Source organism: Streptomyces venezuelae (assembly GCF_008642375.1).
Classification (GTDB): domain Bacteria; phylum Actinomycetota; class Actinomycetes; order Streptomycetales; family Streptomycetaceae; genus Streptomyces; species Streptomyces venezuelae_G.
Genome location: NZ_CP029194.1, coordinates 3,005,216 through 3,019,192 on the forward strand (window position 1 = coordinate 3,005,216; position 13,977 = coordinate 3,019,192).

Consider the following 13,977-nt stretch of genomic DNA (forward strand, 5'->3'; position numbering starts at 1 on the left):
TCCGAAAATTTTCTTTAGCGTAGGGAATGTTTTCCACCTGCACCTCGTTGGACACCTACGTAACGCAGTTCTCCAACAGGAGGATCAACTCAGACGAAGGGAGAAGCCCTTGCGCTTCGAAATCCTGCGCCTCGACGACATCGACGGCACGCCCGTCGACAGCACGGTCGTGGACGCCGCCTCCGTCAATCGGATCGTGCAGCAGGCCGCCGCGATCGGCCAGCGCATCTGGATCCGCCCCGCCGAGACCTCGGCCTCGTAACAGGCCGGGTCCACCAAACGCACCGCGCCCCCGCACGGACTCCGCAGCAGCGGAATCCGTACGGGGGCGCAGTGGTTCCTCCCGCGGCTCAGGCCCCCTGGACGACCTGGGTGACGCCGTTGATGATCTGCTGCACCGCGATGGCGGAGAGCATCATGCCGGCGAGACGGGTCACCAGGACCACGCCGCCGTCCTTGATGACCCGGATGATCACCAGCGAGTAGCGCATGGTCAGCCAGAGCACGACGTGCATGGCGACGATGGCGGCCCAGACGGAGACCTGCGAGGCGACGCTGTCGGCGTGCTGCACCGCGAGGATGACCGAGACGATCGCACCCGGCCCGGCGAGCAGCGGCATGCCGAGCGGCACCAGGGCGACGTTCACGTCCTTGGTCTGCTTCGGCTCGTCGGTCTTGCCGGTCAGCAGGTCGAGCGCGATGAGCAGCAGGAGCAGACCACCCGCGATCATCAGCGCGGGGACGGAGACGTGCAGGTAGTCCAGGATCTGCTGCCCGAGCAGGCCGAAGACGGTGATGACGCCGAAGGCCACGGCGACGGCCTGCCAGGCCATGCGGCGCTGGACCTTGGCCGGCCGGCCGGAGGTGAGGGCGAGGAAGATCGGCGTGATCCCCGGGGGATCCATGATCACGAAGAGGGTCAGGAACAGCGAGCCGAAGACGGCGACGTCGAACACGGTGGGGTGCCTTGCGGGAGAGGTCGAACGGTGGGGTGTGGGTCACCGCTGCCGGAATGTGGTGTTCCGTCAGCGGGCCGACGCGGGTACGTCCCCCACGGGGCGCGGAGCCGCGCGGGGTGACGTGAACGGGTACGGGTGGGGGCCGCCCGGGACCCTCTCGGGGCCCGGTGACCGGGTCGGGGCGCGGGACTCCGCACCGCCCTGGCGGGGCCGGCGCGGGCGCGGGTCGTGCGGATCGTCACGACCGGATCGGACCGGACGGACCGGACCGCCCGACCGGACCGGACGGACCTCCGTGGCCATCCGTTCCGGACAGCCGGCGAAGGCCGTGGGGCCTCGCGGCCCTCGGGCATCAGCCCTCCGGCCTCGGAGCTCGGCCCCTCAGGCCCCCCAGGGGCTAGGCGGCGGCTCCCCCCGTGCCGGGGACCGCGAAGGCCCCTGTGGCACGGCGGATGATCTCGCCGTAGATCTCGGGGTCGGTGGTGCAGTCGCCGGGGCGACAGGTCTTGCGGCTGCCGTGGTAGTCGCTGGAGCCCGTGACCAGCAGCCCGAGCTCCTTCGCGAGCCCGCGCAGCCGGGCGCGCGTCGCCTCGTCGTGGTCCATGTGGTCGACCTCGATGCCGTCGAGTCCGGCGTCTGCCAGCCGGGCTATCGCCGTCTCCGGCACGACCTCGCCGCGCTTGACGGCGAGCGGGTGCGCGAAGACGGTGACCCCGCCGGCGGCCTTGACCAGGCGGATCGCCTCGAAGGGGTCCAGCTCGTGCTTCCCGACGTGGGCCCGGCCGCCGTCGGCGAGCCAGTCGGGCGTGAAGGCCCCGGACACGTCCCGTACGACTCCGAGCTCGACGAGCGCCTCGGCGACGTGCGGGCGGCCGACGGAGCCGTCGCCGGCGATCCGGGCGACCTGCTCCCAGGTGACGGGGACGCCGAGCTCCTGGAGCTTGCCGACCATGGCGCGGGCGCGCGGCACGCGGTCGTCCCGGACGAGCTCACGCTCGGCGAGGAGCGCGGGCTCCTCCGGGTCGAAGAGGTACGCGAGCATGTGCAGCCCGACGCCGTCGAGCCGGCAGGACAGTTCGGCGCCGGTGACGAGGGTCAGCCCCTCGGGCAGTGCGCTGATCGCCTCTGCGTGGCCGCGGGTGGTGTCGTGGTCCGTCAGCGCGACGACGTCGAGCCCGGCGGCGGCCGCGTTCCTGACGAGTTCGGCCGGCGAGTCCGTGCCGTCGGAAGCCGTGGAGTGGGTGTGCAGATCGATGCGCACGACGCGGTACTCCGGGGGCTCGACACGGACGAGGGACGCTTCAGCATAACGGGCGAATCGAACAGCCTTGTACGGATCCGGCCCCCCGGTCGCCCGTTACTTCAGCAGCCTCGGGGTGAGCGCGCCGCACGGCAGGAGCTCGACCTCGGCGCCCGCGTCCCGCAGGTCCGTCAGGACCAGCTCGTCGTACATCAGGAGGCCGGACTGCTCGGGCCAGACGATCGCCCACAGCCAGAGGCCGCGCGCCTCCCCCGCGAAGACCGCCCGGTCCTGCGGGGTACCGGTGACGTGCCACAGCGGGGTGGGGCGTCCGGCGGCGAGGACCTTCGCCTGGGGCGGCTTGTCGATGGCCATGCCGGAGCCGGGATCGAGGCCGTCGATGCCGGCGTACCGCGCGCCGAGTCCGACGCCGAGCTCCTCGGCGACCAGGAGCAGCTCACCGATCCCGCCGAGCGGGCCGGGGCCCGAGCAGGCGACGGCGGTCGCGCGTCCGCCGCTGCGGTCGTCGCCCGCGTACGTGACTCCGGTGAAGAGCCAGCCGACGGGCAGGGGCCACGGCATCCACACCGGGACGTGGGACCGGGCCACCACGACACCGAGGGCCTCGACGCTGGGTGGGATCACGGGCTGGAGCGGGTGCACCGAGCCGTGCACGTCACACTGCCAGGAGTCGGCGAAGAGACCGGGCGCTCTGACCCTGCCACCGCACTTCGGACAACTGGGTTCGCCCCTCATAGGGCTCAACGGTCCTACCCCTCGGGCCCCGCGTCAAGGACGGCCCGCGGACGATCACCCGTCCGGCCCGGGCCGTTCACCCGCCGCTCACCCGCCGCGCCGCCCGGCCTCAGTCCAGGCTCACGGACCCCCGCAGCGGATCGCGCAGATCCGTGCCCCGGGCCAGCCAGCGCTCCTCCAGCGCCTGCGCCCCGTGCACCCGCTTCCACGCCGCCTCGTTCGGGGTCATCGGGAGCAGCGGCAGGAAGCGGACCGGGTCGAGCGGCTCGTCCAGCTCCAGGTCCTCCACGAGGCCGCCGGACCCGGCGACCAGGACCGAGCTGAAGGAGGCGCCGGGCCAGAGGGGCTCACCCACGTCGAGCGAGGCGCCGGGGGCCACGACCACGCCCTCGACCTGCGGGGTGGAGGCGAGCACGGCGAGCGGGCGCAGCACCTTGTCGGTGTCGGCGAGGCCGGCCCGTACGGTGAGGACGAGCTCCGCGCGCGGGCCCTTCACGGGGTCGGCGAGGGTGGCGGTCGGATCGGCCATCGGCGAGGCGGACATCCCGAGGGTCGCGTACCGCACGAGATCGCCGTCGACGAAGCGGAGCACCTCGATCCGATCGGTGCCGAGGAACGTCACCGCGGCCCGCGCGTCCGGTTCGCCGAGCGCCGTCCGCAGCCGGGCCTCGACCAGAGCAAGAACTTCTCCCATGACCTGAGCATAAAGCGCGTATGGAACGGGCAAAGTCAGGGATTGACCCTCTGTCGGCTGATAGTCTTGGCCGCTGGTCGGGAGTCACGAACTCCTGATTACTCGTCACACGTCATCCCTCAAGGGGGACCGGCCGGAGGAGGTGGGGCTGCGATGGACCGAAGTCGGTCGGGCAGTACCAGTCGCTCTTCCGCCCCGCACCCGAGCCCGGTGCGCTTCTCCCTCCGGTGACCCCAGGTCCCGTTCGGACCTGCCTTCTCCGGCATCTCGCACGACGGAAGAGCATTTCGCCTTTGCCTGTCTGTAGCGAACGCCGTCACCGTGATCCCCCGGTGCCGCCCGCTTTGTGGACGACGTAGCTCCACGTCCCCATTCCGGGCTGTGCCACGCATCGCGCCGCGACGGCCTCTCCGTGAAGGAGCATGCCCATGTCGATGATCCGTGACCTGCGCGCCGCCGTCCGGCCGAGCCTGCGGCACACCCTGCGCAAGACCCCCACCACGTACACCTCGTACGACCCCACCCGCGACCACTCGGCCTCCAGCGCCGTCGTGGACTGCGCCGTCTACCGCGACGGGCGCCGGGTCGACGACCGCGACTGCCTCACGCCCCGCGGCGCGATGAGCCAGGTCAGGAAGAGCGGCGGCTTCACCTGGATCGGGCTCCACGAGCCGACCGAGGCCGAATTCGCCGGTATCGCCGCCGAGTTCGGGCTGCACCCGCTCGCCGTCGAAGACGCCGTCCACGCCCACCAGCGGCCCAAGCTGGAGCGGTACGACGACACCCTCTTCACCGTCTTCAAGACGATCCACTACGTCGAGCACGCCGAGCTCACGGCGACCAGCGAGGTCGTCGAGACCGGCGAGGTCATGTGCTTCACCGGCCCCGACTTCGTCATCACCGTCCGGCACGGCGGCCAGGGCTCCCTGCGCAACCTCCGCCACCGCCTCCAGGGCGAGCCCGAGCTGCTCGCCAAAGGCCCCTCGGCCGTCCTGCACGCCATCGCCGACCACGTCGTCGACGGCTACATCGCGGTCGCCGACGCCGTCGAGCTGGACATCGACCAGCTGGAGATCGACGTCTTCTCGCCGAGCGCCAAAGGCTCCACCCGCGGTACGGACACGGGCCGGATCTACCAGCTCAAGCGTGAGGTGCTGGAGTTCAAGCGGGCCGTCACACCGCTCCTGCGTCCGCTGACGCTGCTCAGCGAGCGCCCGATGCGGCTGGTCGACCCCGACATCCAGAAGTACTTCCGGGACGTCGCCGACCACCTCGCCCGCGTCCAGGAACAGGTCGTCGGCTTCGACGAGCTCCTCAACTCGATCCTCCAGGCCAACCTGGCCCAGGCGACCGTCGCGCAGAACGAGGACATGCGCAAGATCACCTCGTGGGCGGCGATCGTCGCCGTCCCCACGGCGGTCTGCGGCGTCTACGGCATGAACTTCGACCACATGCCGGAGCTGCACTGGAAGTACGGCTACCCGATGGTGCTCACCGGCATCATCGTGGTCTGCTTCAGCATCCACCGCATGCTCAAGCGCAACGGCTGGCTGTGAGGACACCCCGCGAGCCCGGCCTGATCGGCAGGAAACCCCTAAGCTTCACGCCATGACTGAAGAGCTGCTCGGGTCCGCCCTCGTCGAGGAGGCCACCAAGAAGTCCGGCCTCGTCTGGGTGCGCGGGACCGGTCCGGCCCGCGCGCTCTGGCACGTCTGGCACGACGGCGCCGCGCACGTCGTCGGCGACGGGCCAGGCGAGCAGCCGCTGCCGGGCCTGGTGGACGGCGGGACGGTCGAGGTCACGGTCCGCAGCAAGGACAAGGGCGGGCGGCTCGTCGCCTGGACGGCCTCGGTGCGCGAGCTCTCCCCCGGCACGGAGGAGTGGGACGCCGCGGTCGCCGAGCTGAAGGGCAAGCGGCTGAACGCCCTCGACGGCGAGGCCATGCCGGGGCGCTGGGCGCGCGAGTGCCGCGTGGTGCGGCTCGACCCCCGCTCCTCGACGACGGAGCTGCCGGACGGCTCCCTGGCCGCCGTACCGCTGCCCTCGGAGGCCACGACCCGCCGGCCGGTGCCGGCCGCGCTCCCGAAGCTGCTGTTCCGCAAGCGCCGCAAGTAGGACCGCCCGGGACCGGCTACGTGCGCGGCAGCTGCTTGCCGTAGTCGAGGGTCTCCTCCTTGGACGGTTCCGCGAGCGGGAAGTCCTTGTTCCACTCGGAGAGCACGACCACGCCCGCTCCCCCGCCCCGCGCGAACTGCAGGGGGTACGGGGAGCCCTCCAGGGACACGTCGAGCGTGCCGCCCTCGCCCTCGGCGCCGCCCTTGACCTTGATCGTGCGGACCCCGCCGATCTGGTCGCGGTCGCCCTTGACCTTCTCCCCGTGCAGGCCGATCAGCCCGCCGAGGAGCACGTCCATGTCGGTGAAGCCGCGGAACTGCTTGTACGAGGGGTCGCCCTGCGGCACCTTCACGTACATGTCGTCGAGCTTGTCGGCGGCCTCGGTGTCCGCCTCGGAGGGCTCCTCGGTCGCCTTGTCGTCGTCGTGCGCCCAGAAGTCCGCGTCCGCCTTCAGGTAGAGCGCGTCGCCGATCCGCAGCAGCTCGAAGGTGCTGTTCTTCGTCGTCACCGAGCCGGCGGCGCCGTCCTGCTTGAGCCGCATGTTGAGCTTGAAGGTGCCGCCCTTGCTGACGAGCGTGCCCGACAGCCGTACGGCCTTCGCCGCATCGGCGGCCGACTGCGCCTTCTGCTCGATCTCGGGCGCGGAGAGCCTCCCGACCCCGTTGGTCCCCTCGTCCGGATCGGCGCCGCAGGCGGTGAGTCCGACCGTCAGTCCGGCGCAGAGCGCCAGGGGCGCGACGACCCTGCGGATACGCGACGACGGGGTACGAACAGCCATCTGCGCTGCCTCTCGTGTCGTGGGGGGGCATGCCGGGCCGTGGCCCGTACGGGGTGCCGTTGGGACGGCCGCGGGCCGGGCCGGCGGAATGGCCGGGTCCGGTGCCGGGACCGAGGAGGGGGGACGGCAGACCGCAGCGTACCCGGGCCGGGTGACGGGCCCCGCAGGCAGCCGTACGGAGTCCTTGCCGAAGCGGGGCGGAACGGCACGGGCTAGCCTGAACCAGGCAAAGCTCCGCGAGAACGGCAGAGCTCTTGCCACGACTCGAATCGTGCGGCACCGAGGAGGCGCGTGGCATGGCGGCAGGCGCCCCCCGGATCTTCGTCTCCCATCTCGCGGGGGTCCCCGTCTTCGACCCCGTCGGCGACCAGGTCGGCCGGGTCCGCGACCTGGTGGCCATGCTCCGCGTCGGCCGCAGGCCGCCCCGGCTGCTCGGCATGGTCGTGGAGGTGCTGAGCCGCCGCCGCGTCTTCGTCCCGATGACCCGTATCACCGGCGTCGAGTCCGGCCAGGTCATCACGACGGGCGTGGTCAACATGCGCCGCTTCGAGCAGCGGCCCACCGAGCGGCTCGTCCTCGGCGAGCTCCTCGACCGGCGCGTCCGGCTCGTGGGGGCCGACGGCCAGGAGGGCGAGGAGGTCACCGTCCTCGACGTCGCCATCCAGCAGCTGCCCGCCCGCCGCGACTGGGAGATCGACAAGGTCTTCGTCCGCAAGGGCAAGGGCGGGGTGCTGAGCCGCAAGGGCGAGACGCTGACCGTCGAGTGGTCGGCCGTCACCGGCTTCTCCCTGGAGGAGGAGGGGCAGGGCGCGGAGAGCCTCGTCGCCACCTTCGAGAAGCTGCGCCCGGCCGACCTCGCCAACGCCCTGCACCACCTCTCCCCCAAGCGGCGCGCCGAGGTGGCCGCGGCTCTCGACGACGACCGGCTCGCCGACGTCCTCGAAGAGCTGCCGGAGGACGACCAGATCGAGATCCTCGGCAAGCTGAAGGAGGAACGGGCCGCCGACGTCCTGGAGGCGATGGACCCGGACGACGCGGCCGACCTGCTGTCCGAGCTGCCGGAGGAGGACCAGGAGCGGCTCCTCACCCTGATGCAGCCGGACGACGCCGCCGACGTGCGCCGCCTCCTGTCGTACGAGGAGCGCACGGCCGGCGGTCTGATGACGACCGAGCCGATCGTGCTGCGGCCGGACGCCACGGTCGCGGACGCGCTGGCCCGGGTGCGTCAGCAGGACCTGTCGCCTGCGCTCGCCGCGCAGGTGTACGTGTGCCGGCCGCCGGACGAGACCCCGACCGGGAAGTACCTGGGCACGGTGCACTTCCAGCGGCTGCTGCGGGACCCGCCCTTCACGCTGGTCAGCTCGCTCGTGGACAGCGATCTGCCGCCGCTGGGCCCGGACACCCCGCTGCCCGCCGTCACCAGCTACCTCGCCGCGTACAACATGGTCGCCGCGCCCGTCGTGGACGAGAGCGGTTCGCTGCTCGGCGCGGTCACCGTAGACGACGTGCTCGACCACCTGCTGCCGGACGACTGGCGGGAGACCGAGTTCCACGAGGAGGGGACCGCGCATGGCCGCTGAGCGGGGGCAGGAGCGGGAACGGGACCGGGAGCGGGAGCGGCCGATCGCACGCATCCGGCTCGACCTGCCGCGCGAGCGCCGGGCCAGGCTCCTGCCGGAGTACGACCCGGAGGCGTTCGGCCGGCTGTCGGAGCGGATCGCCCGCTTCCTGGGGACGGGGCGCTTCCTGGTCTGGATGACCCTCACGGTCGTCGTCTGGATCGGGTGGAACATCTTCGCGCCCCCGTCGCTGAGGTTCGACGAGTACCCGTTCATCTTCCTGACGCTCGCCCTGTCCCTCCAGGCCTCGTACGCGGCGCCGCTGATCCTGCTCGCCCAGAACCGGCAGGACGACCGGGACCGGGTCAATCTGGAGCAGGACCGGAAGCAGAACGAGCGGTCGATCGCGGACACCGAGTACCTGACCCGGGAGATCGCGGCGCTCCGCATGGGCCTCGGCGAGGTCGCGACGCGCGACTGGATCCGCTCGGAGCTCCAGGACCTGATCAAGGAGCTGGAGGAGCGCCGGGATCTATTCCCGTCCGGCGAAGGACACGGAAGTGACGTACCCGACCGTTGACAGCCCTTTCATGGGCCGGTGGTCGGCGCCGTACCATCGTCGGTATGGCTATGGAAGACGCGGTGCTCGAAGCACTGGCGACGGTGAACGACCCCGAGATCAACAAACCGATCACTGAGCTCGGCATGGTCAAGTCGGTGGAGATCGAACCGGACGGCAAGGTCGCCGTCACGGTCTACCTGACCGTCTCCGGCTGCCCGATGCGGGACACGATCACGCAGCGCGTGACCGAGGCCGTCTCCCGGGTGGAGGGCGTCACCGGTGTCGACGTCACGCTCGACGTGATGAGCGACGAGCAGCGCAAGGAGCTGGCGGCGGCGCTGCGCGGGACCGGTGCGGAGCGCGAGGTGCCGTTCGCGAAGCCGGGCTCGCTGACCCGGGTGTACGCGGTCGCCTCCGGCAAGGGCGGAGTCGGCAAGTCCTCCGTGACCGTGAACCTCGCCGCGGCGATGGCCGCGGACGGTCTGAAGGTCGGTGTCGTCGACGCCGACATCTACGGCCACAGCGTGCCGCGGATGCTGGGCGCGGACGGCCGTCCGACCCAGGTCGAGAACATGATCATGCCGCCGTCGGCGAACGGCGTGAAGGTCATCTCCATCGGCATGTTCACCCCGGGCAACGCCCCGGTGGTGTGGCGCGGCCCGATGCTGCACCGCGCGCTCCAGCAGTTCCTCGCGGACGTGTACTGGGGCGACCTGGACGTCCTCCTGCTCGACCTGCCCCCGGGCACGGGCGACATCGCGATCTCGGTCGCGCAGCTCGTGCCGAACGCGGAGATCCTGGTCGTGACGACCCCGCAGCAGGCCGCCGCGGAGGTCGCCGAGCGGGCCGGTTCGATCGCCGTGCAGACGCACCAGAAGATCGTCGGTGTCGTCGAGAACATGGCGGGCCTGCCGTGCCCGCACTGCGACGAGATGGTCGACGTCTTCGGCACGGGCGGCGGCCAGCGTGTCGCGGACGGCCTGACGCAGACCACGGGCGCGACCGTCCCGGTGCTCGGCTCGATCCCCATCGACGTGCGGCTGCGCGAGGGCGGCGACGAGGGCAGGCCCGTCGTCCTGTCCGACCCGGACTCCCCGGCGGGCGCGGCCCTGCGCGCCATCGCGGGCAAGCTGGGCGGCCGCCAGCGCGGCCTGTCGGGCATGAGCCTGGGCATCACCCCGCGCAACAAGTTCTAGACACCCGGGTGTGGGCAATCGTTCCGCAGGGCGGAACGGGTGGGCACGCCCCACCACCGGCCCGCAGTGGCCGCACAGCGTGAAGGGCGCCCCCAGGCAGGGGCGCCCTTTCCGTACCCGCGTCTACGCGTACGCCTCCAGGTCCTTGATCTGCGAGAACCCCAGACCGTACGCGCTCATCCCCCGCCCGTACGCCCCGAGGTGCACCCCCGCGGCCGACCCGGCGAGCACCCAGCCGAACTCCGACTCGCGGTAGTGGAACGGCATCGGGACCCCGTCCACCGGCAGCGACAGCGTCGACCAGGCGGGCCCGTCGAGGTCGTCGGCGAGCTCGAAGGCCGTCTCCGTCTGCTGGTCCAGCCAGTTGTCGCGCAGCCCGTGGTCGAGCGAGGCGGGCCAGGTGTGGAGCAGGAGCCCCGAGCCGGCCAGCCAGGCGGCCGAGGAGACCGTGGTGGCGTCGAGGACGCCCGTCCCGTCCCCCGTCCGCCGGACGGGGCTCGCGGCCACGGTCACGACGACCGCGAACCGCTCCTTCTCCGCGGCGGTCGCGTCCGACTTTATGGACGGCGTGTCACCGTGCCCGGTCGACCCGTGCTGCACACTGCCGTCCGCCGCCGTACCGACCTGCATCAGCCAGCGCGGCCCGGTGAACGCCTCGTCGAGGCCGTACCAGGCGAAGGGTGCCCGCAGATATCCCTCGGGGGTACGCCGCGCCGTCGGCACGCCCTCCACCCGACTCGTGGTCTCCAACTCGGCCGCCTCCTCGTAACGTCAACAGAGGGAGGATAGCCACCGGGACGCGTCGGGTCGGTGACAGCCCGTCGTCAGGTCGCGTCGGAGTCGTACGGCGGACGCTCTCCGGCGTCCGGCTTGTCCTGCTTCTTGAGGAGGTCCGGGGTGCCGGCGGCCGTCGAACCTCCCCCGTGGCCTTCGGCACGGGAGGTGCCCCCAACCGCGGCGGGCGCGGCCTCGCGGCCGTGGACCGCGTCGGCGACGTCGTTCATCTCCTTCTTGAGGTCGAACGAGCCGCGCAGCTCCCTGAGCTCCTTGAGGTCCTCGTTCCCCTCCAGCTGCTTGCGGAGGAACGTCTTCGGGTTGAGGTCCTCGAACTCGAAGTCCTTGAACTCCGGCCCCAGCTCGCTGCGGATGTCCTCCTTCGCGCTGTCCGAGAAGTCACGTACCTTCCGGATGAAACGCGAGACGTCCTGGATGACCTTCGGGAGCTTGTCAGGCCCGAAGACGAGCACGGCGAGGACCACGAGGGCCACCAGCTCGAGTGCGCCTATGTCGCTGAACACCTAGTAGCTCCTTCACGCCGGTCCAGGGCCCGGTCCACGGTACCCGCCCAAACTGTCGGACGGGTACCTCCCGGTGTCCGCCGTGTGGCACTCAGGTGCCCTGCGACGAACCAAGTGTCAGCGTCTTTGTCAGCTCTTTGCCGTCACGGGTGAGGGTGAGCCGCAGTTTGTCGCCGGGGCGATGGGCGCGGATCTTCACGATCAGCTCCTCGCCGTTGTGCACGCGCTGGCCGTCGACCTTGGTGATGACGTCGCCGGGACGGAGACCCGCCAGGGCGGCCGGGCCGCCGGGGGTGACGGAGGCGGCGCCGTCCTTGCCCTTCTCGCCGACGCGGGCGCCGTCACCGTTGAACTGCATGTCGAGGCTCACACCGATGACGGGGTGCGTGGCCTTGCCGGTGTTGATGAGCTCCTCGGCGACGCGCTTGCCCTGGTTGATCGGTATGGCGAAGCCGAGGCCGATCGAGCCGGCCTGGCCGGCGCTGCCGCCGTCGCCGTCACCGGAGCCGCCGGCTGCCCGGATCGCGCTGTTGATGCCGATGACCCGGCCCTTGGAGTCGAGCAGCGGGCCGCCCGAGTTGCCGGGGTTGATGGGGGCGTCGGTCTGGAGGGCGTCGACGTAGCTGATGTCGGTGCCGTCGCCCTTCTCGCCGCCGGCGGTGATCGGGCGCTCCTTGGCGCTGATGATCCCGGAGGTCACGGTGTTGGAGAGGTCGAAGGGGGCGCCGATGGCGACGACGGGGTCGCCGACGCGGACGTTCTCGGAGTTGCCGAGGGGCAGCGCCTTGAGGCCGGAGACGCCGGTGACCTGGACGACGGCGAGGTCGTAGCCGGTGTCCTTGCCGACGATCTTGGCGTCGGCGGTCTCACCGCTGGAGAAGGTCACGGTGATGTCCCCGGAGGACTCGGCCGCGTCGACCACGTGGTTGTTGGTGAGGATGTGGCCCTTGGTGTCCAGGACGAAGCCGGTGCCGGTGCCGGAGGAGCCGCCGCCGCTGACGTGCAGGGTGACGACGCCGGGCAGCGCTGCGGCGGCGATCCCGGCCACGCTCTCGGGGGCGCGGTCGGTGTCCCCGCCGTCGGCCTGGGGCAGCTCGACCGTGGTGAGCCCGCCGTTCCGCTCGACGTAGGCGCCGATGCCGCCGCCGATGACGCCGGTGACGAGGGCGAAGACCAGGGCTCCGGCGAGCGCGAGGCCCTTCCGGGACTTCTTCTTCACGGGCGCCGGAGCGAGCCCGACGCCACCGACGGCCCCGCCCCAGGGGTCGTACTGCATCCACGGGGCGGTCCCGCCGTGCTGCGGCGGTACGGGGGGCACGGCGGCCTGCTGCGGGGCTACCGGGGGCACGGGGCCCTGCGGCTGGGCCTGCGGCGGTACGGGGGCCTGGGGCGGCACGGAGGCCGCCGGGTGCTGCACGGGCGGTGCGGGCGCCCACGGGCCGGGCTCGCCGTAGGGCGGCGTCCGGTACTCGTCGGGCGCGTGCAGGGGCTGGGGGGCGGGCTGCGCGACCGCTTCCGGGGCGGCGGCCGGGGGCACGTCGCCCACGGGAGCTTCGGAAACGGGAGCCTCGGTGGCGGGCGCGGCGGCCGGCTCGTCCTTCGTCAGCAGGACGGTCGGCGCGGGCCCGGGGGCGGTCACGGTCTCCGGCTCCGGCGTCTCCGGGCGGGGCGCGTCGGACATCTCCGCGGTGCCGGTGCCGGCATCGGCTTCGGCCACGACGTCGGCCTCGGCCTGCGGCTGGGGCGCGGGCAGGGGGAAGTCACCGTCGCCGTCGTCACCTCTGTCGGCCGGAGGCGGCGAGGGTATCCGCGCCGCCTCCGGTGTCGTCGAAGGCCGGCTCCACCAGTTCGGCTTCCCGTCGTTCATGCTCTCCCCGCAACCCGCTGACCCGTCCGCGCCCCTGGCTCGGGCGCCCCTGTCCCTGGATTCAACCAGGTCGCGGGTCAGCGGTGGGAGCCGAGCGGTGCGTTCGTCGGGCTCGCCGCCGGGCTGGGACCGGGGGCGACCGCCAGATCGAGGGCCGGGCCCGTCGGTCGTATGAACGGCGAGAGCGCGAAGAACGACTGCATGGCCTGGTTCTGGAGGCGCACCGCCACCAGCGGCCCTGCGGGAGCCCGGTCGGCGGGGGTGCCGGTACGGGCCGCGAGCGGCTTCGACGGCGTCAGCGGCTCCTCGGCGACGGACTGGGCGCCCGAACGCTCCCCGGAGCGCGTACCGCGTGTGGCGCCGGTGGTGCCGGCGGCGCCGCCCGTGGCCGTGGCGCGCAGCGGGGTGACCGCGCTGCCCGTGCCCTGGCCGCCGCGTCCGCTCGCGCTGACCGAGGTCTCGACCGGCATCGTGCCGCCGAGGGCGATCGCAGCGAACGAGACCGCGCTCGCCGCCACGAAGGCGAAACGCCGGCCGCGCCCGGACGTGCCGGAGGTGCGGTCGCCGACGTCGTGGATGCGGAAGCCGGTGCCGGTGTGCGGGGAGCTCGGGGTGACGACCGCCGCGGTGGCGAAGCCGTCGGACTTCAGCGCCGCCGCGCCGAGAAGCTCTTCGAGGGGCCCTCGCGGCGCTCCGGGCCCGCCGGAGCCGCCCGAAGGCTCACCTGGCCCCCCGGGGAGCCCCTGGAGCCTGGCGAGGAAGCCCTCAGAGGGCGGCGGGGGCGCCGCGGAGGCGAAGACGCTCTTCACGGTGCGCTGCGCGTCGGCCTCGGCCTTGCAGCGCGCACAGGTCACGAGGTGCGCGAGCACGCGCTCGCGGGCGTCGTGGCCGAGCTCGCCGTCGACGAGTGCCGCGAGCCGGTCCCCGAGGTGGTGTTCCACGGGGGGCCGCGA

Annotated in this window: 15 protein-coding genes; 6 read left to right on the forward strand and 9 right to left on the reverse strand. The window is 72.3% G+C overall.

The genetic code is table 11. The features are described 5' to 3' along the window. Window positions 1-109 precede the first annotated feature (109 nt). Complete coding sequence (locus DEJ46_RS13270) at window positions 110-262, forward strand: hypothetical protein (protein ID WP_099054331.1); 153 nt, start codon at window positions 110-112, stop codon at window positions 260-262. Between the two features lie 88 nt (window positions 263-350). On the opposite strand, the gene DEJ46_RS13275 is transcribed toward DEJ46_RS13270, so the two are convergent. The 4 genes from DEJ46_RS13275 to DEJ46_RS13290 all read right to left on the reverse strand — a co-directional run bounded on the left by DEJ46_RS13275 (window position 351) and on the right by DEJ46_RS13290 (window position 3,649). After that, window positions 351-956 carry a MarC family protein gene (locus tag DEJ46_RS13275; RefSeq protein WP_150266328.1) on the reverse strand — a complete coding sequence of 202 codons (606 nt, stop codon included), beginning with the start codon at window positions 954-956 and terminating at the stop codon, window positions 351-353. 400 nt (window positions 957-1,356) lie between these two features. Next, window positions 1,357-2,220: a PHP domain-containing protein gene (locus DEJ46_RS13280; protein ID WP_150266330.1), complete on the reverse strand. Its 864-nt coding sequence runs from the start codon at window positions 2,218-2,220 to the stop codon at window positions 1,357-1,359. 96 nt (window positions 2,221-2,316) lie between these two features. Next, a complete protein-coding gene (locus DEJ46_RS13285) occupies window positions 2,317-2,955 on the reverse strand; it encodes a DUF6758 family protein (RefSeq protein ID WP_150266331.1) in 639 nt (212 codons plus the stop codon). 109 nt (window positions 2,956-3,064) lie between these two features. Continuing rightward, window positions 3,065-3,649 carry a suppressor of fused domain protein gene (locus DEJ46_RS13290; protein ID WP_150266333.1) on the reverse strand — a complete coding sequence of 195 codons (585 nt, stop codon included), beginning with the start codon at window positions 3,647-3,649 and terminating at the stop codon, window positions 3,065-3,067. 428 nt (window positions 3,650-4,077) lie between these two features. Here DEJ46_RS13290 and DEJ46_RS13300 point away from each other — a divergent pair, with 428 nt between their 5' ends. After that, the gene (locus DEJ46_RS13300) at window positions 4,078-5,205 is read left to right on the forward strand and encodes a magnesium and cobalt transport protein CorA (protein WP_150266335.1); all 1,128 of its coding nucleotides are present in this window, start codon (window positions 4,078-4,080) and stop codon (window positions 5,203-5,205) included. A 52-nt stretch (window positions 5,206-5,257) separates the two neighbouring features. Beyond that, window positions 5,258-5,764, forward strand: coding sequence for a hypothetical protein (locus DEJ46_RS39115; RefSeq protein WP_190622617.1), 507 nt, complete (start codon window positions 5,258-5,260; stop codon window positions 5,762-5,764). 16 nt (window positions 5,765-5,780) lie between these two features. On the opposite strand, the gene DEJ46_RS13310 is transcribed toward DEJ46_RS39115, so the two are convergent. After that, window positions 5,781-6,542: a hypothetical protein gene (locus tag DEJ46_RS13310; RefSeq protein WP_150266337.1), complete on the reverse strand. Its 762-nt coding sequence runs from the start codon at window positions 6,540-6,542 to the stop codon at window positions 5,781-5,783. Between the two features lie 296 nt (window positions 6,543-6,838). On the opposite strand from DEJ46_RS13310, the gene DEJ46_RS13315 reads away from it, so the two are divergent. Genes DEJ46_RS13315 through DEJ46_RS13325 form a run of 3 tightly spaced genes read left to right on the forward strand, consistent with a single transcriptional unit; the run spans window position 6,839 to window position 9,859 of the window. Next, window positions 6,839-8,122 carry a magnesium transporter MgtE N-terminal domain-containing protein gene (locus DEJ46_RS13315; protein ID WP_150266339.1) on the forward strand — a complete coding sequence of 428 codons (1,284 nt, stop codon included), beginning with the start codon at window positions 6,839-6,841 and terminating at the stop codon, window positions 8,120-8,122. Beyond that, window positions 8,112-8,681 carry a DUF1003 domain-containing protein gene (locus tag DEJ46_RS13320; protein ID WP_150266341.1) on the forward strand — a complete coding sequence of 190 codons (570 nt, stop codon included), beginning with the start codon at window positions 8,112-8,114 and terminating at the stop codon, window positions 8,679-8,681. The genes DEJ46_RS13315 and DEJ46_RS13320 overlap by 11 nt, the downstream gene beginning before the upstream one ends. 44 nt (window positions 8,682-8,725) lie before the next feature. Beyond that, the gene (locus DEJ46_RS13325) at window positions 8,726-9,859 is read left to right on the forward strand and encodes an Mrp/NBP35 family ATP-binding protein (protein ID WP_055641473.1); all 1,134 of its coding nucleotides are present in this window, start codon (window positions 8,726-8,728) and stop codon (window positions 9,857-9,859) included. 123 nt (window positions 9,860-9,982) lie between these two features. Here the strand turns inward: DEJ46_RS13325 and DEJ46_RS13330 are convergent, their stop codons facing one another. The 4 genes from DEJ46_RS13330 to DEJ46_RS13345 all read right to left on the reverse strand — a co-directional run bounded on the left by DEJ46_RS13330 (window position 9,983) and on the right by DEJ46_RS13345 (window position 13,965). Further along, window positions 9,983-10,609 (reverse strand): hypothetical protein, encoded by a 627-nt coding sequence (locus DEJ46_RS13330; protein WP_150266342.1) that lies wholly within the window; start codon window positions 10,607-10,609, stop codon window positions 9,983-9,985. Between the two features lie 74 nt (window positions 10,610-10,683). Next, window positions 10,684-11,157 carry a sec-independent translocase gene (locus DEJ46_RS13335; protein WP_150266344.1) on the reverse strand — a complete coding sequence of 158 codons (474 nt, stop codon included), beginning with the start codon at window positions 11,155-11,157 and terminating at the stop codon, window positions 10,684-10,686. Window positions 11,158-11,248: 91 nt separating this feature from the next. Next, window positions 11,249-13,024, reverse strand: coding sequence for a trypsin-like peptidase domain-containing protein (locus DEJ46_RS13340; RefSeq protein ID WP_150266346.1), 1,776 nt, complete (start codon window positions 13,022-13,024; stop codon window positions 11,249-11,251). Between the two features lie 77 nt (window positions 13,025-13,101). After that, complete coding sequence (locus DEJ46_RS13345) at window positions 13,102-13,965, reverse strand: anti-sigma factor family protein (protein ID WP_411757748.1); 864 nt, start codon at window positions 13,963-13,965, stop codon at window positions 13,102-13,104. Between the last annotated feature and the right edge of the window lie 12 nt (window positions 13,966-13,977).

Bases quoted from the DNA above. Each gene is read 5' to 3' on its own strand.
- DEJ46_RS13285 (WP_150266331.1), bottom strand. From the start codon at position 2,955: ATGAGGGGCGAACCCAGTTGTCCGAAGTGCGGTGGCAGGGTCAGAGCG.
- DEJ46_RS13290 (WP_150266333.1), bottom strand. From the start codon at position 3,649: ATGGGAGAAGTTCTTGCTCTGGTCGAGGCCCGGCTGCGGACGGCGCTC.
- DEJ46_RS13300 (WP_150266335.1), top strand. From the start codon at position 4,078: ATGTCGATGATCCGTGACCTGCGCGCCGCCGTCCGGCCGAGCCTGCGG.
- DEJ46_RS39115 (WP_190622617.1), top strand. From the start codon at position 5,258: ATGACTGAAGAGCTGCTCGGGTCCGCCCTCGTCGAGGAGGCCACCAAG.
- DEJ46_RS13310 (WP_150266337.1), bottom strand. From the start codon at position 6,542: ATGGCTGTTCGTACCCCGTCGTCGCGTATCCGCAGGGTCGTCGCGCCC.
- DEJ46_RS13315 (WP_150266339.1), top strand. From the start codon at position 6,839: ATGGCGGCAGGCGCCCCCCGGATCTTCGTCTCCCATCTCGCGGGGGTC.
- DEJ46_RS13320 (WP_150266341.1), top strand. From the start codon at position 8,112: ATGGCCGCTGAGCGGGGGCAGGAGCGGGAACGGGACCGGGAGCGGGAG.
- DEJ46_RS13325 (WP_055641473.1), top strand. From the start codon at position 8,726: ATGGCTATGGAAGACGCGGTGCTCGAAGCACTGGCGACGGTGAACGAC.
- DEJ46_RS13340 (WP_150266346.1), bottom strand. From the start codon at position 13,024: ATGAACGACGGGAAGCCGAACTGGTGGAGCCGGCCTTCGACGACACCG.